Annotated in this window: 22 protein-coding genes; 14 read left to right on the forward strand and 8 right to left on the reverse strand. The window is 45.0% G+C overall.

From position 1 onward, the window contains the following. From B9T16_RS00005 to B9T16_RS00015, 3 genes are all read left to right on the forward strand, one after another. Window positions 1-315, forward strand: a 315-nt coding sequence (locus B9T16_RS00005; RefSeq protein ID WP_410243822.1) for a cytochrome ubiquinol oxidase subunit I, incomplete at its 5' end; no start/stop codon positions are given. Window positions 316-400: 85 nt separating this feature from the next. Next, entirely contained in the window at window positions 401-1,414 is a 1,014-nt protein-coding gene (gene cydB / locus B9T16_RS00010; protein WP_006619268.1) for a cytochrome d ubiquinol oxidase subunit II, read from the forward strand. Window positions 1,415-1,523: 109 nt separating this feature from the next. Further along, window positions 1,524-2,450: a TraB/GumN family protein gene (locus tag B9T16_RS00015; RefSeq protein ID WP_410243823.1), complete on the forward strand. Its 927-nt coding sequence runs from the start codon at window positions 1,524-1,526 to the stop codon at window positions 2,448-2,450. Between the two features lie 232 nt (window positions 2,451-2,682). Here B9T16_RS00015 and B9T16_RS00020 read toward each other — a convergent pair whose 3' ends face one another. Beyond that, a complete protein-coding gene (locus tag B9T16_RS00020; protein ID WP_006618830.1) occupies window positions 2,683-3,549 on the reverse strand; it encodes a peptidoglycan recognition family protein in 867 nt (288 codons plus the stop codon). Between the two features lie 186 nt (window positions 3,550-3,735). Between B9T16_RS00020 and fbp the strand changes: the two genes are divergently transcribed. The 6 genes from fbp to B9T16_RS00050 all read left to right on the forward strand — a co-directional run bounded on the left by fbp (window position 3,736) and on the right by B9T16_RS00050 (window position 9,345). Continuing rightward, window positions 3,736-4,809 (forward strand): class 1 fructose-bisphosphatase, encoded by a 1,074-nt coding sequence (gene fbp / locus B9T16_RS00025; protein WP_006618831.1) that lies wholly within the window; start codon window positions 3,736-3,738, stop codon window positions 4,807-4,809. Window positions 4,810-4,876: 67 nt separating this feature from the next. Further along, the gene (gene zwf, locus B9T16_RS00030) at window positions 4,877-6,406 is read left to right on the forward strand and encodes a glucose-6-phosphate dehydrogenase (protein ID WP_006618832.1); all 1,530 of its coding nucleotides are present in this window, start codon (window positions 4,877-4,879) and stop codon (window positions 6,404-6,406) included. Window positions 6,407-6,463: 57 nt separating this feature from the next. After that, the gene (gene opcA / locus B9T16_RS00035; RefSeq protein WP_006618833.1) at window positions 6,464-7,795 is read left to right on the forward strand and encodes a glucose-6-phosphate dehydrogenase assembly protein OpcA; all 1,332 of its coding nucleotides are present in this window, start codon (window positions 6,464-6,466) and stop codon (window positions 7,793-7,795) included. Window positions 7,796-7,855: 60 nt separating this feature from the next. Then, window positions 7,856-8,035, forward strand: coding sequence for a hypothetical protein (locus B9T16_RS00040; RefSeq protein WP_072002869.1), 180 nt, complete (start codon window positions 7,856-7,858; stop codon window positions 8,033-8,035). Window positions 8,036-8,056: 21 nt separating this feature from the next. Then, the gene (locus B9T16_RS00045) at window positions 8,057-8,947 is read left to right on the forward strand and encodes a hypothetical protein (protein ID WP_006618834.1); all 891 of its coding nucleotides are present in this window, start codon (window positions 8,057-8,059) and stop codon (window positions 8,945-8,947) included. A gap of 41 nt (window positions 8,948-8,988) precedes the next feature. Continuing rightward, window positions 8,989-9,345 (forward strand): (2Fe-2S) ferredoxin domain-containing protein, encoded by a 357-nt coding sequence (locus B9T16_RS00050; RefSeq protein ID WP_006618835.1) that lies wholly within the window; start codon window positions 8,989-8,991, stop codon window positions 9,343-9,345. Here the strand turns inward: B9T16_RS00050 and B9T16_RS00055 are convergent. From B9T16_RS00055 to B9T16_RS00075, 5 genes are all read right to left on the reverse strand, one after another. Next, window positions 9,335-10,414 (reverse strand): glycosyltransferase family 4 protein, encoded by a 1,080-nt coding sequence (locus tag B9T16_RS00055; protein ID WP_006618836.1) that lies wholly within the window; start codon window positions 10,412-10,414, stop codon window positions 9,335-9,337. The two genes, B9T16_RS00050 and B9T16_RS00055, sit on opposite strands and share 11 nt — an antisense overlap. Before the next feature lie 182 nt (window positions 10,415-10,596). After that, window positions 10,597-11,022 (reverse strand): helix-turn-helix domain-containing protein, encoded by a 426-nt coding sequence (locus B9T16_RS00060; RefSeq protein WP_410243824.1) that lies wholly within the window; start codon window positions 11,020-11,022, stop codon window positions 10,597-10,599. A gap of 92 nt (window positions 11,023-11,114) precedes the next feature. Further along, window positions 11,115-11,636, reverse strand: coding sequence for a phosphoribosyltransferase (locus tag B9T16_RS00065; protein ID WP_410243825.1), 522 nt, complete (start codon window positions 11,634-11,636; stop codon window positions 11,115-11,117). A 186-nt stretch (window positions 11,637-11,822) separates the two neighbouring features. Beyond that, window positions 11,823-12,356, reverse strand: coding sequence for an adenylyl-sulfate kinase (cysC, locus tag B9T16_RS00070; RefSeq protein WP_014273996.1), 534 nt, complete (start codon window positions 12,354-12,356; stop codon window positions 11,823-11,825). Window positions 12,357-12,574: 218 nt separating this feature from the next. Then, window positions 12,575-13,966: an NAD-dependent malic enzyme gene (locus B9T16_RS00075; protein WP_006618840.1), complete on the reverse strand. Its 1,392-nt coding sequence runs from the start codon at window positions 13,964-13,966 to the stop codon at window positions 12,575-12,577. A 198-nt stretch (window positions 13,967-14,164) separates the two neighbouring features. Here B9T16_RS00075 and B9T16_RS00080 point away from each other — a divergent pair, with 198 nt between their 5' ends. Together B9T16_RS00080 and B9T16_RS00085 are read left to right on the forward strand one after the other, a co-directional pair. Beyond that, window positions 14,165-14,668 (forward strand): hypothetical protein, encoded by a 504-nt coding sequence (locus B9T16_RS00080; protein WP_014273994.1) that lies wholly within the window; start codon window positions 14,165-14,167, stop codon window positions 14,666-14,668. A 34-nt stretch (window positions 14,669-14,702) separates the two neighbouring features. Continuing rightward, a complete protein-coding gene (locus B9T16_RS00085) occupies window positions 14,703-15,590 on the forward strand; it encodes a hypothetical protein (protein ID WP_006618842.1) in 888 nt (295 codons plus the stop codon). Window positions 15,591-15,637: 47 nt separating this feature from the next. Here B9T16_RS00085 and B9T16_RS00090 read toward each other — a convergent pair whose 3' ends face one another. Beyond that, complete coding sequence (locus tag B9T16_RS00090; RefSeq protein ID WP_410243826.1) at window positions 15,638-17,251, reverse strand: cation:proton antiporter; 1,614 nt, start codon at window positions 17,249-17,251, stop codon at window positions 15,638-15,640. Window positions 17,252-17,701: 450 nt separating this feature from the next. Here B9T16_RS00090 and B9T16_RS00095 point away from each other — a divergent pair, with 450 nt between their 5' ends. After that, a complete protein-coding gene (locus B9T16_RS00095) occupies window positions 17,702-18,130 on the forward strand; it encodes a DUF2996 domain-containing protein (RefSeq protein ID WP_014273992.1) in 429 nt (142 codons plus the stop codon). Window positions 18,131-18,176: 46 nt separating this feature from the next. Further along, window positions 18,177-18,575, forward strand: a complete 399-nt coding sequence (gene msrB / locus B9T16_RS00100) for a peptide-methionine (R)-S-oxide reductase MsrB (protein ID WP_006618845.1) — start codon at window positions 18,177-18,179, stop codon at window positions 18,573-18,575. Window positions 18,576-18,663: 88 nt separating this feature from the next. Here msrB and B9T16_RS00105 read toward each other — a convergent pair whose 3' ends face one another. After that, complete coding sequence (locus tag B9T16_RS00105) at window positions 18,664-18,870, reverse strand: hypothetical protein (protein ID WP_006618846.1); 207 nt, start codon at window positions 18,868-18,870, stop codon at window positions 18,664-18,666. A gap of 303 nt (window positions 18,871-19,173) precedes the next feature. Between B9T16_RS00105 and B9T16_RS00110 the strand changes: the two genes are divergently transcribed. Further along, a complete protein-coding gene (locus B9T16_RS00110; RefSeq protein ID WP_317269606.1) occupies window positions 19,174-19,614 on the forward strand; it encodes an Hsp20/alpha crystallin family protein in 441 nt (146 codons plus the stop codon). Window positions 19,615-19,626: the final 12 nt, after the last annotated feature.

The raw sequence follows: 19,626 nt of genomic DNA on the forward strand, positions 1-19,626 counted from the left end.
GCACCCCTGGGTTATATTGCGGTTGAGGCTGGCTGGACTGTCCGTTGTGTAGGACGACAACCTTGGACGGTTTATAATGAAATTCGCACCGTTGATGCTGCTTCTAATTTACCCCCGGAAAATGTCTTAACTACTTTGGTGGGTTTTGCTGTGGTTTATAGTTTGCTCTTCGTGACTGCGATTTATTTTGGGAGTCGAATTATCCGCCGTGGTCCGAATTTGGAGTTGGCTATTCCTGGTGGAGTTCGTCCGGCTTTTGATACTAGCCCCGGTCAGTTTTCCCCGGACGAAAGACCAGCAGAAACTCAAGGTTAACTCTGGTTTTATCTTACCCGAAAATTAGGGGCGATCGCTACATCGCCCCCACCCATCATCAAGTCATCACCCCGGAGAAGAATTAATGGAAACTTTGCAATATTTACTCCCTCAAGTCTGGTTTGGAATTTTGGCTTTATTCCTGTTTTTGTATGTGATGCTAGATGGCTTTGATTTGGGGGTGGGAATTTTGTCTATCACTTCCTCCAGCGAAAAACGCCGCAGCATCCTGATGACCAGTCTTAGTAATATTTGGGATGCTAATGAAACCTGGTTAGTGTTGATGGGGGGTAGTCTATTTGGCGCGTTTCCCCTGGCTTATAGCACTATTCTTAGCGCCCTATATGTGCCGATTTTTGTGATGATTTTTGGCTTAATTTTTAGGGCGGTAGCTTTTGAATTTCGCGAACAAGCTACTAATAAGTTATTCTGGAATTTTGCCTTTGGGGCGGGTAGTTTTCTGGCGGCTTTGGGTCAAGGTTTCGCCCTCGGTGGGGTTCTGGAAGGGATTAAGGTTGATGCTAACGGTCATTTTATTGGCACTACTTGGGATTGGTTACGTTTCCCAACTATAGTAGTAGCATTAACTTTGATTCAAGGATATGTTTTGATTGGGTCTACCTATCTAATTTGGAAGACTGAAGGCGAGTTACAAAAAACTCACTATCAAACTGCTAAACTTGCGGCTATTACTACTTTAATCGGCGCGATTATAATCACTGTGGTAACGCCGATTTTTTATGAATCAGCCCGCGATCGCTTATTTTCTCAACCCCTAGTTTATATCTTTTCCCTAATCCCGATTTTGGGAATAGCCTTAATTGGGTTATTACTCAGAAGTCTAACTCGTCAGGAAGAAAGAACCCCATTTATCTGGACAATTTTAATTTTTGTCCTCACTTTTTTGGGATTAGCAATGGTCGTTTTTCCCTATATTATCCCCCCGACAATTACCATTTATCAAGCGGCGGCTGACCCCAGTTCAATGGTGGTTATGATTATTTTTGTCGGTGCTTTAATTCCGGTGATGTTGTTTTACAACATTTATCAATACTTTGTCTTTCGTGGGAAAGTTACCGAGGCGGCTTATGAGGAATAGTCCCTAATAGTTAGGGAGTGTCTCACTCCCTAGATAAAATCACTATAATTATACCAGATACCCCGACCAACCGTTATAATAACCATCAAATCCTATTAATTTGTTAATTATGCGAAAATTCATCAAGTCCCTGTTGGTAACTACTTTGGGAAAATTAGTTACCACGGGTCTAATTACTGCGTTGGTGGTTATTTATGCTTCCCACCAGGTGACACATTTACACGCGGCGGAGTCTAAACACTTTCTCTGGTCTGTAGAAACTCCCCAAAATCAAGTTTATTTTTTGGGTTCTATTCATGTTTTGAGTGCAGATGATTATCCTTTACCCCAAGTAATGACTGATGCTTTTAATCAAGCTGATAATGTGGTATTTGAACTGAATATCAATGACCTGGAAAGTCTGGAAAGCCAAGATATTATGCTAGAAATAGCTACGCCGCCAGATGGTAAAACCTTGCTAGATTTAATCAGTGATGAAACTTATCATCTGGTTCAAAAAACCCTGGAAAAGTTGCAATATCCTATCCAAATATTTGCGAATTTTAAGCCGTGGTTTGTGTCGATGTCTTTGATGTCATTACAACTGCAAAATCTGGGTTTTGACCCGCTTTATGGTGTGGATAGATACTTTTTTGAGCAAGCGATCGCCCAAGACAAAACCATCATGAGTTTAGAAACCATGAGCGACCAACTCAAGATATTTGATAGCCTGTCCTGGGAACAACAAGATGAGATGCTCAGACAAACCCTCAAAGAAATTGACACCTTAGAAAACTCATTTCAACAAATGCTACAGGCTTGGAAGTCGGGAGACAAACAGACTTTAGAAAATTTGATAATTACTGGCTTTAAAGATTCTCCAGAATTGGGAAATCGCCTTTTTCGCGATCGCCACATTAAATGGATGACCGAAATACAGAAGTTTTTAGAAGATGATAAAAACTATTTGGTCGTCGTTGGTGCTGGTCATTTAGTGGGAGAAGATAGTATCATCCAAATGTTGCGCGACCAAGGTTATTCAGTCCAACAACAATAACCACAGCTCAGGAAATAAAAAAAGCGGGTAATTAACCCGCCCAATTAACTATTATAGCGGTTCGGTGGATTGGTGAGGTACTTTTCAAAGCCCCCTTCGACAAGCTCAGGACAAGCCTCTCCCGTATGGGAGAGGGGTTTGGGGTGTAGACGCGCAGCGGCTTCTCTTTGAGCGGGCTGTACCTTATGGATATGAGAAACGCTATAACTATTGAGAGTCAATCAAACCCCAATTATCCTTGAGAACCCGGAACCCGACAACCAATGATAATTTCCTGGGTTCTGGGGTAGTTATTGAGAAGTTGATAAAAAAGCTGTGAATTAAAACTTCTGGGGTCAGATCTATGACCAGATCTATCAACAGCTTGATGGGTAGTAATGCGGTCATTAGGAACCCCTGTGCGGGAAACTAACCAAGCCAAAGACTGATATTGAGCCATAGTATATCCACTGTGGCTAGACCCGTTATTCATGCCATCTACGGGCGTTTCCAGGGAAACATGATAAGCAAAATTATTGACAGAAGCGGGATATTTAGGATGAGTCCTGACGGCTTCTTCACCGCGACGACCAACAAAGACAGAATTTCCTGCGCCAAAAGCCCTTAAATCGGGAGGGACAATATAAACAATATCCCCATTGAGGGTAATTAAGGTATGGTAACTGGCTTGATTATCTTCGGAAGTGTGGCGAGTGCGGAAAAAATTAATGGCATTTTGACTGGTGGTAACAGTTTCGTGGAGGACAATAATTGGCTGATTATTGTTCAGTTGACCATTGATATCATAGACAAACCGCTGGCCGTAGTTAGTCTGATTGGCGATCGCCTGATATTCTTGAGGAGTATGACCAGAGTAATTTTGAGTTAAGGGACGACGAAACCGGGTCAAAGGTGCTGGCTGTTCAATAGGGGGACCCACCTGGGTAGAAGCCACAGCTACATTAGTAGTAGGTCTAACCCCACAGGTAGGCTGCAATTCTAAATTAACATTAGCCACTTCCTCGGCTACCACCAGTCCCCCAGTAGACAAAACCATAGGAACCGCCAAAGCCACCACAAACATGATCAACAGCAAAACCGGGGTAAATTTTAACTTCATCTAAGCAACCGCAAACCATGAATAAGGGAATTTTCAACAGTTTAAKCCAAATATTMAGGATAAGCGATCGAGATCTTAAAGTTTGCCTAAAGGCTGAACCGGAAACTCCCAACAGTTCCCTACAATAGAAGCCAAGGCTACAGTATCGACATCGACTCAGCCTGAACTCAACGGAGAATTTAACTTATGGTACAGACAGCAAGCGGTCAAATGCAGCCAGATCCCCTAGGTTTAGATAGAGGATACTACTTAGATCGCGACTGTACAACCCTATCGCGGCACGTTTTACAGCAACTCCAAAGTTTCGGTCCAGATGCTCAAGATATTAGCGCCCTGATGAACCGCATTGGACTAGCGGGGAAACTGATCGCCCGTCGTCTGTCAAGGGCGGGGTTGGTAGAAGGAACCCTAGGATTTACGGGAGAAGTGAATATCCAGGGGGAAGAAGTGAAACAAATGGATTTTTTCTCCAATGCAGTTTTTATCTCGACCTTCAAACAAAGCGGCTTAGTGTGTCGCCTAGCTTCCGAAGAAATGGATAAACCCTACTACATCCCGGAAAACTGCCCCATCGGACGCTATACTCTGCTTTATGACCCCCTAGATGGTTCCTCTAACCTGGATGTTAATATGAATGTGGGTTCCATCTTCGCGATCCGTCAACAGGAAGGTTACGACGAAGAAGGAGAAGCCCTAGACTTATTGCAAGACGGTCATAAACAAATCGCTGCTGGATACATCCTATATGGTCCTAGCACCCTGCTGGTTTACTCAATTGGTACGGGGGTTCATTCATTCACTTTAGACCCCAGTCTGGGGGAATTTATCCTGGCTGAGGAAAACATCAAAGTTCCCGAACATGGTCCGGTCTACAGTGTTAACGAAGGTAATTTTTGGCAGTGGGAGGAATGCTACCGAGACTATATCCGTTATGTTCACCGCCATGATGGCTACACAGCCCGCTATAGTGGGGCTTTGGTGGGAGATATTCACCGCATCCTCTGTCAGGGAGGAGTATTCCTATACCCGGGAACAGTGAAAAACCCTGATGGTAAATTGCGCCTATTATATGAGTCGGCACCAATGGCCTTTTTAATGGAACAGGCGGGGGGTCGCGCTAGTACGGGTAGTCAGGATATCTTAAATGTGGTTCCCGAAAAACTCCATCAACGCACGCCTCTGATTATTGGTAGTAAAGAGGATGTAGGTTTAGTGGAGTCATTTATAAGCGATCGCAAACGTCGCGAAAGCGAAACTTAGATCAATCATAAAATCCGGCAACAAAATCCGGCAACCTCTGTTAACTTAATTATTCACGACAGCCTAGATGGTTACACTCTCAGAAAATCCCCTCCGCGTTGGTCTACAACAAGACCGCATTCCCGAACCCCAAATTTTAGTAATTTTCGGGGCTTCCGGCGATTTAACCCAGCGTAAGCTAGTTCCCGCCATTTATCAAATGCACCTCGAACGTAAGTTACCCCCAGAATTAACCATTGTTGGGGTAGCGCGCCGAGACTGGAGCGATGACTATTTTCGCGAGCATCTTCGACAGGGTATTGAAGAATTTGGCGGCGGGCTACAATCGGAAAAAATATGGCATAACTTCGCCCAAGGCTTATACTACTGTTCGGGTAATATGGACGAACAGGAAAGCTACCAAAAGCTAAAATCCCTTTTGGCGGAATTAGACTCGAAACGCCTAACCCGTGGAAATCGGGTGTTTTATCTATCGGTGGCTCCTAGGTTTTTTGGAGAAGCAGCCCAACAACTGGGACAAGCCGGAATGTTGGAAGACCCCAAAAAGCAACGCCTAGTTATTGAAAAGCCTTTTGGTCGTGACCTGGGTTCGGCGCAAGTCCTTAACCGGGTGGTGCGTAATGTCTGCACTGAGGAGCAAGTCTACCGTATTGACCACTACCTCGGTAAGGAAACAGTACAGAATTTGATGGTGTTTCGGTTCGCTAACGCTATTTTTGAACCGTTGTGGAATCGTCAGTTTGTTGATCATGTACAAATAACGGTAGCGGAAACGGTGGGCTTGGAAGGACGAGCGGGATATTATGAAACGGCTGGGGCGCTGCGGGATATGGTACAAAACCATTTGATGCAGTTATTCTCGCTCACGGCTATGGAACCCCCTAACTCTTTGGATGCTGATAGTATCCGCACGGAAAAGGTTAAGGTGGTACAAGCTACCCGTCTGGCTGATTTTAATAACCTAGAAGCGGCAGCAGTCCGAGGACAATATATCAAGGGATGGATGAATGGTCAGCAGGTTCCGGGCTATCGTGACGAAGATGGCGCATCACCAGAGTCTACTACGCCTACCTATGCGGCTTTGAAACTTAGTGTTGATAATTGGCGCTGGAAGGGTGTACCTTTTTACCTGCGTACTGGTAAGCGAATGCCTAAGAAGGTTACGGAAATCGCGATTCAGTTTAAGGAAGTGCCTTTTTTAATGTTCCAATCTGCTGCTAAACAGGCTAATCCTAATGTGTTGGCGCTGCGAATTCAGCCGAATGAAGGAATTTCGATGCGCTTTGAGGTGAAAACTCCGGGAAATTCCCTGAGAACTCGCTCGGTGGATATGGATTTCCGCTATGATACGGCTTTTGGTAAGCCTAGCACTGATGCTTATGCTAGGTTATTGATTGACTGTATGCTGGGAGACCAAACTCTATTTACGCGAGGGGATGAGGTGGAAGCGTCCTGGCGGGTTCTAACTCCGGTATTGGAAGCCTGGGATGCTCCGGCTGCGCCAGATAGTATCCCTTTTTATGAGGCGGGAACCTGGGAACCTGTGGAGGCGGAACTATTGCTGAACCGGGATGGTCGCCGTTGGCGTAGGCTTTGATATTTGGGTCTGTCTATAACTTTTGTTCGCGTTCAATCAATAGCTACTGAGTTAAGTATGAATACACCACTTGTTGCACTCCAAAAACCAAAGGATATTTCTCTGAGCGAAATTGAGGCAGAACTTGATAGCATCTGGCTTAGTCAAAGTTCCGGTCAGGGTAAAACGGCGGCGATCGCTACTAGGGCTGCTACTTTTAGTATGGTAATTTATGAACCCGAAGAGTTTCAGCAACTCCTGGGGGGTTTGAGCTTTTATAAAGGGGCGATCGATGGTATTCATGGTACACAGACCCGTGATGCTGTTCGTGATGCTCAAAAGGCTTATCAATTGCCGATTACCGGGCGGGTAGATTCGGATACCCTGGAACACCTACGGGCTGAGTTTGCTAAACTTACCCCAGAACAGAGAAAGATTAGAAATATTGATGCTCGCGGATTTAGCATCAGCGAAACTATTGCTAACCAAAATCCCTGCCGCATTATCACCCTGTGTCCTACTTTGGGAGAAGATACCGGAGTTACTGCCCAGGTTTCTGCCTATTGTCCCATAAAAAACAATAAGGAAGAGGGTTTGATCTGTTGTGAATATGTCACCCTCCGAGGTACTAAGGCGGCTTTGGAAAGGGTGGGCCATGTGGTAACATCCCTATTGATTCCGGATTTGCCTAAGTTTGTCTGGTGGAAGGCTACCCCTAACCCGGAACAAGAATTGTTTAAGCATTTGTCCTGTTGCAGTAATTGTGTGATTGTCGATTCCTGTTATTTCAGCGACCCGGAATCGGAATTACTCAAAATGCAGGAACTTATTGATCAAGAAACCTACATTGCTGATTTGAATTGGCATCGTCTCTCCCCTTGGCAGGAGTTGGCGGCTGCTACTTTTGACCCCCCAGAACGTCGGATGTCTCTTGGGGATATTGACCATATTACTCTCGACTATGAAAAGGGTAATGCGGCTCAGGCTTTGATGTTCTTGGGTTGGTTTGCTAGTCGTTTGCAGTGGGAACCAGTGGAGTTTACTGAGTCGGGGGGAGACTATGACCTCAAGCACGTTAAGTTCCGTGGTCCTGATAATCAGGAGATTATTGGGGAACTCGCTGCTATTCCTATGGCAGATACTGGGGAAATTCCGGGAGATTTGGTGGGTCTGCGCCTGACTTCTACTAATCCTCGCGCTAATTGCTGCACTATTCTCTGTTCGGAAACTACTGGCTGTATGCGTATGGAGGCGGGGGGTAGCGCCCAGTCTTGTCAGACTGAACAAGTGACTTCGGTTACAGACCAAAAGGCAGAATATCTGATGGCGCAACAGCTACAACGCTGGGGCCGAGATGTTTTGTATGAGGAAAGTCTGGCGGCGGTATCTGCAATTCTCAATCTGCGCTAGGGTTTTGGTATAATCAGTTACTTTAATAATTACTGGGATACTATAAAATCGGTCTGTGTTTTGGGGTTTGGTGGTGCTGGCGATCGCTTTTGTCACAAAATGGAGGCGATCGCCTCACACTTACTTTCAAAAATACCCATATTTTTAAGTATTAAAAATCCTGGTTTAATTGGAAGCCAGCCAGCCAGAGGTTGGCAAGACTACGGAAAGCATCTACAATATAGCGCGAATTTACATTGATATCATCAGAGGTGTCTGAATATGTATTCCCATAAAGATAATTCCCCGGAAACCCCGGAAAATGAACCACTTATCCCTCAGCAAAATGTCAATAATTCCACGACTACCTCAGAAATGTCCCCGGCGCTCAAAACTGGGTCTATTGTAGCCCTAATTGCGGTGGTGATGATGGCGGTGGTTGGGTCGCTGATGGTTAGTCCTGACCCAGCTACCACAACCACAACTCAGTCGGAAGAAGAGACGACTATGGCGATCGAATCTGAGGGTAGTATGGAAGTGGTGACTACTCCCGCCGCCTCTGTGGTGGAAGAAACGGCAGAAACTACTCCAGAGGAAACAACAGCAGCGACAACTACTGATGCACCAGAAACGGCGGCGACTCCGGCACCAGTAGAGGAGACAACGGCGACGGAGACAACAGAAACTCCTGATGCGATCGCTTCTGAACCCCAGACCCCAGAAACTACGGAGGACCTTACTGCTGCGACTCCAGAAACTACACCAGAAACTACAGAAGTATCAGAGTCCCCGGAAACTGAAGCAGCCATGACTCCTGACCCAACTCCTACGGCTGAGATGACCACGGGAAACGAGGTAGCGGCTGCTCCTGAGACGACGGTGAATATTGAAGAATTGAATAATATTATTTACGATAAAATTGACCGGGCTTGGACTGTGAAAGGAACCCCGGTTCCTACGGTGGTCAGTTATATGGTGACAGTGACTCCGACGGGGGCGATCGCTGAATTTGAACCTAAGTCTTCTGAGGCTTCCGAAAACGTTGATAATACCCCTCTACCTGCTCTAGTGGAATCTGATGCTATGGCGGCGGAAACTTCGGGTCAGACAGTGGTATTTGAGGTGGTATTTACAGATAGGGGGGTTTTGGAGGTGAGACCTTCTCAGCAATGATAGCCTGGCTTTAGCGATCGGGTTTTGTACATAATGGGAGTATGGAAATTTTTAGCAAAACCTCCCAAATGCCAGAAACCCAGCCACCCCAACCACAAACGACTTCCGATCAATCTCGGTGTGTCCTGGTTTGTCAGCATCAGTCCTGCTTGCGGAATGGTTCCCAGGAGACTCTGAAAGCCTTTGAGGATGCAGATATCCCTAATGTGAAGGTGGAGGCTAGTGGCTGTCTAGGACAGTGTAATATAGGTCCAACGGTGCGGGTAATTCCCGATGAGACTTGGTACTATCGAGTTCAACCGGAGGATGTTCAGGCGATCGCCAGCCAACATTTACAGGGAGGAAAACCTGTCCAGGAAAAACTCAATCCTAGGATACATCCTCAGTTCAATTTTTAAGCCGGGTAACATCAGATAACCATTTTTCTAAGCGATCGCCTAAAGCTGCTAAGGAATATTCCTTTTCGGCTACAGCGCGACATTGGCGGCGGTCAATTTGCTCTAATTTGGCGATCGCATCGACCAAACCCGTTACGCTGTCGGGTTCAACTAGCCAACCCGTTTCACCATCTCGGACAATTTCGGCGGGTCCTCCCCGTCGATAACTAATCACGGGAACCCCACAGGCTAAGGCTTCAATAGCGACATTTCCAAAGGCTTCTACCCAGCGATGAGTCATTAATAAACCCCGACATTGACGCAGACCCTGTTGTAGTTCATCTGTATTCAAAAATCCCCGGTAATTTAAGGGTGCATTCGGATAAGTATTCAGGATATTTTGCCAATATTGATCATCCTGAATTTTGCCAAAAATTGCCAGAGGGATACCTGTTTTATCCGCCGCCGCGATCGCATCCTCTAAGCCTTTTTCCGGGGAAATACGCCCCATCCAAGCTAGTTGTTGATGGGGTTGCTCACAAAACTGATAGCGCTCCATTTCTAAGCCACTTCCTAAACAAGCATAGTCTAGGTCTGAACCAAAGGTGGCGGCTTGGATATGGCTATAAAATCCGATAGTCCCCGGAAACTGTTTCATCACCTGACCAACTATCTGATCTAAGGCGGAAATTAGGGAACCCATACTGACCCAGTGAGCGATGGGAGTATCGAAAAAGGGGGTGAGATAAAATGGTAACCAATCAAAGGCAAAATTGACAATTGCATGATAGTTTGTCTGTACCTGTCGCCCATATTCCCACATATTTCCTAACACAGAATTTTCGGGTATGGTAATCAGAGAATCTCGGTCTTGATTTTGGGCGATCGGTTGTAGTTCCCCCGGAATTTCTATAATTGATAGGGACTCTAACACTGACCCAGAAGGCGCAACAACGGTTATATCATGACCTCGGCTTTTTAAGGCTTTTGCCATATTCAATAATGTTAATTCGACTCCCCCGCCTAATCCTGAACCGAGGGGACCTACGGGGGTTGATATAAATAGTAATTTCCAGCTTGTTGGAGTCATATTATTAGTTGATTAACTCGAGTAATTTTGTGCTATAATTAGTCCGATGCACTGTGACGGCAGAGGCGATCGCTTCCTGTCCCTTTGGGTAGCTGTAAACAGATGAAAACTAACCGCCCTGGGATAGGTTTATGGGCGTATCGTCTGGGGCTAGGAATATCGAAAATAGGGCTAGAGCTTGATTACTGCATTTCCTTGTATCTTAATCGTTTTCCTTTGCGACGTAGATAACGTTTGATTTCGATTTCTGATGTAACCCAAGTATTCATTTCTTCATCCCAATAAAATTTTAGGGTCTGGCGAATACGCAAAATTCTGACCCGTTGGTGAGATACTCCTAAAATCCGCATTACATCAGACTGTCGAAATTTGGGCACATTATTGAGGTAAGAGGTTCTGGCTTCGGGTTCATCTTCATCACATACCGATTCCCATAGATGGTGAATACTATTAAGAATCGCTTGAGAAGGTTCACCGCGACCATTTTCCCAACGATTGACACTACCACGAGACACCCCAAGTTTTTGGGCTAACCCTTCTTGGGATAAATGCAGTCTCCGTCTCAAGGTTCGCATCAAGATCTGGAGATTCGATTCAATCTCTGACATTAGCTTTCAACTGTGGTTTGCTTTAGTGTACAGTTTAACAACCATTAAGACTATCAAATATATGATACCTTGGTGTTAAACGTTAATTTTGTTTAAGAATCTAGTCCATTCACCTTGTGGACTAAATCGGCGGGCTGGATTTGTTCATAATATTCAAAGGGTTGATGAATCCAGGGATTATTACTCAGAAAATCCACATAATAATCGGGGACAAAGGTAGAACAACTTTTATACCAGATTACTCCTGTACGAATTTCCGTAATCTCATCAGGGTAGTGTTCTGTTAACCAAACCATCGAACGTTGAAGACTAATCCCAGAATCAGTTAAATCATCTACTAACAAAATGCGATCGCCCAAATTTTCTGTAGTCATGCTAAGATGATGGGCGATATGAAGTTCTCCTCGGATTTTTCCGCCGGTTCCGCCATAGGAAGAAGCCGCCAAAATCCCTAGGGGTAAATCATAAATACGCGAGAGTATATCCCCAACTCGTAGCCCTCCCCTAGCCAGACAAATAATCTGATTAAACTCCCACTGGGATTGATATATTTTAGCTGCTAAAACTTCGATTTTTTGGTGATATTCAGACCAAGAAATATATAAGTCACTCATGGATAATTGACCATTAATATATTGATAATTATCTGATTAATTGCAGTTAAACAGCATCCCAGAGGTTGGATATTAGCATTGAAGCGAGGAACCTAACAGAGTTAGCCAGAACCCCAAGGGGAGAGTTAATCAATTCCCCTCAGTGCTGGCTTAGTCCCTGTTACCTCCCTGATAATCGTGAGTTATTCAAGCTCCTAAATAACCCAATTTTTGTAAACTTTGAATCACCTTATCAACACTTTCCGAAAGTTCTTCGAGGTCGGTGCGACATTCAATCTCAGGATTTAGGGGAGATTCGTAGGGGTCATCAATACCAGTAAAGCCTTTAATTTCGCCAGCCCTAGCCCGTTGATAGAGTCCTTTAACATCCCTTTCTTCACAAACATTTAAGGGCGCATTAACAAAGACTTCGACAAAATCACCAATCCGTTGACGGACTTCCTCACGAATTTCTCGATAGGGAGAAATTGCCGAAACAAATACAATCACACCGTTGCGAGTTAACAAATGAGAAACAAAGCCAATGCGGCGAATATTCTCATCGCGGTCTTCTTTGCTAAACCCTAAGCCTTTGGTTAAGTTAGTGCGGACGATATCCCCATCTAAAATTTCTAATTTATATCCCTGAGATTTCAGCTTTTCGGCTACAGCTTGACTAATGGTGGTTTTACCCGCGCCACTCAAGCCTGTAAACCAGACTGTTACACCTCTTTGCTCCATTGATTGAGTTTCTCCTGTCAATATTATGATCGATCTAAAATATGCGCCCCGTATCATAGAGGTGGAGCCTGTTCAAAACTCCCCGCCCAATATAATAGAGTAGTTGTTGACATTTTGATCATGAAATTAAACAAGTTGGCCAGGCTGTGAGCGGGTATTTATGGCAATTTTGGGAATGGTGAGTAGGAGTGGGGGAAAATTCCCCCAATAGTTAAACTCTAACGGCGAGCAATTCCTTCTTGGCGCGCAGTATGGGAGACGGCTGCAGCTACAGCGATCGCCACACGCTTATCAAAAACGGAGGGGACAATATTTTCAGGGCTCAACTCATTAGCTGTCACCAAAGCAGCGATCGCCGCCGCCGCTTCCAAATACATACTCATAGTCAGAGTGGAAGCCCGACAGTCCAAAGCCCCCCGGAAAATGCCAGGAAATGCCAAAACATTATTGATTTGATTAGCATAATCACTGCGTCCGGTAGCAATGATCGCCACATCATCAGTGATTAATTCCGGCTGAATTTCAGGAATGGGGTTAGCCATAGCAAATACAATGGGATCACTAGCCATAGATTTAACCATTTCCCTGGTGATCACACCGGGAACACTGATCCCCATAAASACATCAGCCCCTTTCATAGCATCAGCAATAGTCCCAGATAACTCGACAGCAAATTCTTGTTTTTGGGGGGTGAGGTCCGATCGCCCCTTGGAGAGAATACCGTGAGAATCACACATCATAATTTGAGTAGCCCCAGCTTTTCGGAGAAGTCGGGCGATCGCAATTCCCGCAGCCCCCGCCCCATTTAAAACAATCTTGACCTCCTCTATGGATTTGTTAACCAACTTCAGGGCATTGATTAAAGCAGCTAAACTGACAATAGCCGTACCATGTTGGTCATCGTGAAATATGGGAATATCAAGAATTTCTCGCAGTCGCGCTTCAATCTCAAAACAGCGAGGGGCGGCGATATCCTCTAAATTGATGCCACCAAACACCGGGGCGATATTTTTGACGGTTTCTACGATCGCATCAGGGTCTTGAGTATCCAGACAGATAGGAAAGGCATCAATATCGGCAAATTCCTTGAACAGCATAGCCTTACCTTCCATGACAGGTAAAGCCCCTCCGGGTCCTAAATTTCCCAGACCCAAAACTGCACTACCATCGGTGACAATGGCGACGGTATTTTGTTTAATGGTGAGATTATAGACCTGTTCTGGGTCATCGGCGATCGCCCGACAAATGCGACCCACACCGGGAGTATAAGCCATGGCTAGGTCGCTTTGGGATTTAAGGGGGATTTTGCTATGAATGCTAATTTTGCCGCTGCGATGTAGGTTAAAAGTGCGATCGTAAACTTTCAGCAGCTTTGATTCGGGTAGATTTTTGACCGATTCGATAATTTCCTCGGCGTGTTCTGTACTCGAAGCATCAACGGTGAACTCCCTGACGGTGGTATGGAGAGTTTGTTCGATCAGATCAATCGGACCCATATTTCCCCCAGTATTGGCGATCGCCTGAACAACACTGGCCAGCTTACCCGCTTTATTGGGCAATTGTAAGCGCAGGGTGACACTAAAACTCGGATTTGGTGTGAGATTGACCATGCTGCAATAACCATAGAAGTTAAACCGTAGATTTTAGCTTGCTATGAGAAAATCTCGATATCTCCTTTGATACAAGTTTAATTAATCATCATTGAGTCAGGAAATCCAGATAATGCTTGTGTAGTTCACCGATAGCATAAAATCAGATTAGCTTTTTGGCTAATGTCCCATTCGCTGTCCTTCCACAAATGGGGAACCATGATCAAAATCAACTATTTTCCCAAGTTAGTCTGGGCGGTTGTCCTGAGTCTATCGGTGCTGGTTTCCGGCTGCGGAGATCTAACCACCAGCACGCCTGATACTGGTACTACCGGGGCTGTTCAACAGGTCGCAGATGCTCAACCTCTCCCTGGCGGTCAGTTTAACCGATATTTTCCCAGGGGTGCCGATGGCTATAGTGTTACCTTCCGCCAAGAAAAAGAGGGATTTGCTCAAGCGCAACTTTCTCGTGGTGGTGATGCTCTGGCGCTGCTATCGATTAATGATTTGGCTAATAACCCTAGCGCCGCCCGCAAGTTTCAGGAGTCTACCCAGAGAATTGGTGGATATCCGGCGGTGACTCAGGGTAGAAACACTACGGCGCTATTGGTAGGCGATCGCTTTCAGGTTAAGGTTCAATCTAGTTCTGAGTCTTTTACTCCCAGCGATCGTGAAGTCTGGTTACAAAATTTTAATCTCTCTGGTATAGCACAATTACGTTAATCTGTCAAGTTTTTGGGAGCAAGGAGCCTGCATTGTGAGTAAGTCTATTATTGAATTGGTTGATGAACTCCCTACCGGTGGGATAACTGTGATGGTATTGCGGGGGCTAGATTTTGCGGTTCCTGGTCAGTGGGATAATTTGGTAGGTTTTGAAAATACCGTTAAAACTATCACTGGGGAGGATGATCCGGGTCTGATTCAGGATATCAGTGAGCGCGCCCTCTGGCTTTATAATGATAAATCTCAGGGCTATCAGCGCGCACTTTGGCTATATCAAACCATTGACAGTGCGGGGACGGCTTTGGGGACGGCGGCGCTGGCTAATAAAATTAGTCAGAATGTCAGTTTTCTCGGTTTTCTGGGGAACTTGACCCCCAAAGCTGATAAAGCACAGGCGATCGATTTATCTTTAAAGGTGGTCACTGAATTGGTGGCATTTTGCCAAATTAATGGCATTCCTGGGGATAGTATCGGCGATTTTGTCGCTTCTCTGGCTAACTATGGCGGCGAGTCTATCATGCGTATGGCGGCTTTGGTCTGTTTGGATGGGTTAATTCCTTTGGGTCCTGATTTTATTCAAAAGGGGTTGAGTATTATTGCGAATTTGACTCCCTCTGAATTGGAGAAAAGTGAGGGTTTTAAACGGATTAATCCCATGATTCCTGGGGGAGACCCAGACGGAAAGTTGCATTTTGTTCAGGAAAGTTTTAACTCGGTCACGGGTTGGATGAGTGGTTTTGTTAGCGATCATGAATTGACACCTTCTAAGGTAGTTAGCAACCTCCAGAGTTTTGTTGATATCGCTGATGATAAGTTGGATTATGTGGCGGCTTTCCTAGACATGACCACTAACTACTACACTCATACGGGTATTCAGACTCTGGCGCGACGTTTAGTTGAGCGTGCTTACGCTGAGATTTAACACTACCAAATTGTAGAGACAAGACACCCGCCTTGTCTCTACTTTTTCTAGTTTCCTAAGACGGTAATTACTGGAATTGTACTCATCTCTAAAACGGCTTGAGAGACTGAATGTACCATGACCTTTTTACCGTCAGTGGATTTTTTACCAATCACTACATCAGTGACCCCGCGACTGGTGGCGGTTTTCATAATGGTTTCTGGGACTAATCCTGATAATACTAGAAATTCAAAGCGGATATCTGCTAGAAGTTGGTGGGCTTGTTTTTGGAGGTGTAATCTTCCGGGTTCGTCTACCACATTATCTACATATAAAACGATGATTTTACCATGGCTGCGCCGCGCTAGGTCGGCGGCTTTTAGTAATACAGAAGTGGATAGGGGTGATGGGTCTACAGCAGCTAAGAAAACTGGATGACCTTTAACGGCTACTTTGGTGGGGTCTACTTCTCCCTTTTCTAAGAGTTTGGGCGCAAATACTTGGGTAGACCAAGCACCCAAGGGGGCGGTTACTAGAATTGATAAGGCGGCGATCGCTAAAATTATTTCCCCTCCCTCAATTCCCGCCGCCAAGGGTAAAGCACCAATGGCCGCTTGTACGGTGGCTTTTGCCATATTTCCAGGTAATAAAAAGAGCTTTTCTTGGAGATTCCAATTACTCCCTAATGTGGATAAATACCAGCCTAGTCCTCTACCTATTATCAGACCAATTGCTAGTAACAATAAACCCGGTAACAAGACATCTCCTAAAACCTGTAACTGAATGGTAGCGCCCATTAGTACAAATAAAACAATTTCTGCTACAATCCACAAAACATCAAAGCCATTGCGGATTAATCGCGCTAGGGGAGCATCAAATTCAATTAAAAAGAATCCCATCGCCATGACGGCTAGATAGCCGGAGTAGTAGGGAAAGGTGTTGCTGAAAATTACCAGAAACAGTCCTAAACTGGCGGCGATGATGATGTCTTGAACTACGTTGCGCGTCCAGGTCTGCTTGACTAATACAAATACTAATAATCGCGCCGCTAGGAAACCTGCAGCTAATCCTAGGACGATTTCGAGGATTACTTGGAATGGTAGTATTTGTAAGGATGATAGGCTAATGAAACCTAGGTTAAGGGCTTCTGTGCTTCCTGAACTTAGGAAATTTAGCAGTAGGCTAAATACTAATAATAGCAGGACATCTGATAAGGCACTACCTGTTAAAATGGCATCGGGAATGCCTTTGGCTACACCCCAGCCTAGGCTTTTGAGGCGCAACATTCCGGGGACAATAACGGCGGGTGATTCTGCGCCGACTACGCAGCCTAATAGTAGACCTGTCATGAAGTCAAAATTGAATAGGAATATTGAGGCGATCGCTACTACTAAGGCTTCTATGGCGGCGGGTAAAAATCCTAGCCGGAGGGCGACTGTTCCTTGTTGCGCTAGTTTGGAGCGATCGAGTCCTAGACCTGCTTTCATTAAAATAATCATTACGGCTACCAGTCGCAGATCATCGGCAGCTTCTAGGACTTCTGGACTAATTAAGTTGCCAAATTCGTTGCCCATGATAATGCCAATCAAAATCATGCCAATCAAAGGCGGCGCACCTAAGCGGCGGGCAAGTTCCCCAGCAAAAAAACCCATCACTAGGATTAATATGGCACTGGCTAACATGGTTTAAATTCCCTCTGTTCGGAAAATTGCATCCTATGCACATAATGTCGGTTTTGTCAATAGGTCTAAAAATGGCGATCGCTTTTGGCTTCAAAACTCGTGCATCGTGAATTTTAACTTGTGGTGAGAGAATAATTTAGGCGACGATATAATCAGGGTTGTAGCCTCTATTTTGGCATCAAGACAGAGTAACCCCTTGGATGCGATTTATCTGAGGATACCATAACCCCCATAATCTCGTCAACTTTTTGCGAGAGATTAGCAACAAAAATGTATTAATTCTTAACAATCTTTGGAATATTAAATCTATGGGGAGCTATAGATTAGGAAAACTGATGTGATTATCTGAGGGTGACTGTTGTGGAAGGTGGGGAGGTTTGTTGGGGGAAGGCGATCGCGATCGAATAGCGATAGAATACGTTTGGGTGAATTTTAACTCAGGAACTATCGATGTCAGAAGAAGAAAAGAAAAAACCGGCCGCCAAGGCGAAAAAGGAGAAACCCCCGGCAGTGGAGGATAAGCCGTTTCCAGAGTTTATCGAAAATCATTATATTCCGGCGGTTAAGAAAGCCCTGGAGGAACAGGGAATTACAGATCTCGATGTGGCATTCGTCAAGGCGAAGTTTCCGCCTAGCCTGCAAATTGCAGAAGATTGTTGGCAGGTGACGGGAAGCTGGCAAGGTGGGGCAAGGAAGTTCAATATCTACTTTCCCCAAGAGGATATTAAGGGTCAAAAGTTTTTTTCCTGGGCGGCTAATGGTACTCAACCATCGGCGATCGAGGGATTTTTGGGAGATGAGCGCCGGATTACTTTAGATTTGCTGGTGTTTGGGGTGGTTCAGCGCCTGAATGCTCAAAAATGGCTGGCGTTGAATTAGGTTTTAAGTTAGGTTTTGGAAGAACACAAATCGGAGTGACTCATTTATGGTTGATAAAGTAGAAAAAACTGAGGCAGAGTGGAAGCAACAGCTAACGCCAGAACAGTTCAAAGTCACCCGGAAAAAGGGAACTGAACGGGCTTTTACTGGCATATATTACGATAACAAAGAAAAGGGTGTTTATCGTTGTGTTTGCTGTGGTAATGAGTTATTCACCTCAGAAACCAAATATGATTCCGGTACGGGATGGCCAAGTTTTTGGGAACCTGTTTCCGAAAATAGTGTCCGATATGAACAGGATAATAGTTTGTTTATGCGCCGGGTAGAGGTACTCTGTGCTAAGTGTGATGCTCACCTAGGTCATGTTTTTGAGGATGGACCAAGACCGACAGGAAAGCGTTACTGCATGAATTCGGCTTCCCTAGACTTTCAAAAGGCTGACTAGGTTAATGGGTTTGTAGTAAGTCTCAGGGAGAATGTTTAAGATCATCCAGCCCGGCACTTTGGGGCTGGATTTTAATTTGATGGGGGTTCTAATTGAGTTTTAAGGCGCTAACAGGGACATCATCCCAAGACTCGACAGTGCGGAGTCTGGCTACCCAACCCATTTCTTTTTGAGTTTCGGTGAGATTGTTTTGGAAAGACTCATGACATTCCATAGCTTGAGTTTCGTCACAACAAGCAATACAAGAATAGATAATACCATTGGGATCTAGCTGTTCGTTGACCCAAATTTTCATAGTCGCCTCAGTTTGTGGATTGTCTAAATATAACGCTGCTGGTGGGGAAAAGGCAAGACAAGTAGGAAATCAGGCTGAGATAGGGGTACTATGTCTATTGATAAATGATTGGGGCGGGTTCACTTTTCACGACCATTAAGGTACGGTTTAACGTACCATAAAGGGAAACTAAAGCAGTTCGGTTATTGCTATCTTCTCAGTGTTTAAAACCGAATCCACGACTGAGATAAATCGACTATTCTGTAAGACAAGAGGTAAGAGATAACCTCAAGTAAACCAGGATAGAAAACAGGAGAAAAGATTATGGCACTCGTTCGTTTTGGTTGGGAACCTTTCCGGGAAATTGACACTCTGCAACGTCAAATGAATCACTTGTTTGATAGCTTAACTACTACTTCGGAAGATGTGGGTTCAGCATTTGTACCACCAGCGGAACTTCAGGAAACCCCGGAAGCCTTACATCTGAAATTAGAAGTTCCGGGAATGAATCGCGAAGATATTGATGTACAGGTAACGGCGGATTCTATTGCTATTAGTGGGGAACGGAAATTAGAAAGACACACGGAAGAAAAAGGAGTAACCCGCAGTGAGTTTCGCTATGGTAAATTCCGCCGGGTGATTCCTCTACCAATTCGGGTCCAAAATACTAATGTTCATGGAGAATATAAAGATGGCATTCTCAGCCTGACTCTCCCTAAAGCTGAGGAAGAAAAAAATCGGGTGGTTAAAGTCAATCTGGGTTAAATCAGTTATAAT

This window comes from Arthrospira sp. PCC 8006, assembly GCF_046480465.1.
Taxonomy (GTDB): Bacteria; Cyanobacteriota; Cyanobacteriia; order Cyanobacteriales; family Microcoleaceae; genus Limnospira; species Limnospira platensis.

Bases quoted from the DNA above. Each gene is read 5' to 3' on its own strand.
- cydB (WP_006619268.1), top strand. From the start codon at position 401: ATGGAAACTTTGCAATATTTACTCCCTCAAGTCTGGTTTGGAATTTTG.
- B9T16_RS00015 (WP_410243823.1), top strand. From the start codon at position 1,524: ATGCGAAAATTCATCAAGTCCCTGTTGGTAACTACTTTGGGAAAATTA.
- B9T16_RS00020 (WP_006618830.1), bottom strand. From the start codon at position 3,549: ATGAAGTTAAAATTTACCCCGGTTTTGCTGTTGATCATGTTTGTGGTG.
- fbp (WP_006618831.1), top strand. From the start codon at position 3,736: ATGGTACAGACAGCAAGCGGTCAAATGCAGCCAGATCCCCTAGGTTTA.
- zwf (WP_006618832.1), top strand. From the start codon at position 4,877: ATGGTTACACTCTCAGAAAATCCCCTCCGCGTTGGTCTACAACAAGAC.
- opcA (WP_006618833.1), top strand. From the start codon at position 6,464: ATGAATACACCACTTGTTGCACTCCAAAAACCAAAGGATATTTCTCTG.
- B9T16_RS00045 (WP_006618834.1), top strand. From the start codon at position 8,057: ATGTATTCCCATAAAGATAATTCCCCGGAAACCCCGGAAAATGAACCA.
- B9T16_RS00050 (WP_006618835.1), top strand. From the start codon at position 8,989: ATGGAAATTTTTAGCAAAACCTCCCAAATGCCAGAAACCCAGCCACCC.
- B9T16_RS00055 (WP_006618836.1), bottom strand. From the start codon at position 10,414: ATGACTCCAACAAGCTGGAAATTACTATTTATATCAACCCCCGTAGGT.
- B9T16_RS00060 (WP_410243824.1), bottom strand. From the start codon at position 11,022: ATGTCAGAGATTGAATCGAATCTCCAGATCTTGATGCGAACCTTGAGA.
- B9T16_RS00065 (WP_410243825.1), bottom strand. From the start codon at position 11,636: ATGAGTGACTTATATATTTCTTGGTCTGAATATCACCAAAAAATCGAA.
- cysC (WP_014273996.1), bottom strand. From the start codon at position 12,356: ATGGAGCAAAGAGGTGTAACAGTCTGGTTTACAGGCTTGAGTGGCGCG.
- B9T16_RS00080 (WP_014273994.1), top strand. From the start codon at position 14,165: ATGATCAAAATCAACTATTTTCCCAAGTTAGTCTGGGCGGTTGTCCTG.
- B9T16_RS00090 (WP_410243826.1), bottom strand. From the start codon at position 17,251: ATGTTAGCCAGTGCCATATTAATCCTAGTGATGGGTTTTTTTGCTGGG.
- B9T16_RS00095 (WP_014273992.1), top strand. From the start codon at position 17,702: ATGTCAGAAGAAGAAAAGAAAAAACCGGCCGCCAAGGCGAAAAAGGAG.
- msrB (WP_006618845.1), top strand. From the start codon at position 18,177: ATGGTTGATAAAGTAGAAAAAACTGAGGCAGAGTGGAAGCAACAGCTA.
- B9T16_RS00105 (WP_006618846.1), bottom strand. From the start codon at position 18,870: ATGAAAATTTGGGTCAACGAACAGCTAGATCCCAATGGTATTATCTAT.
- B9T16_RS00110 (WP_317269606.1), top strand. From the start codon at position 19,174: ATGGCACTCGTTCGTTTTGGTTGGGAACCTTTCCGGGAAATTGACACT.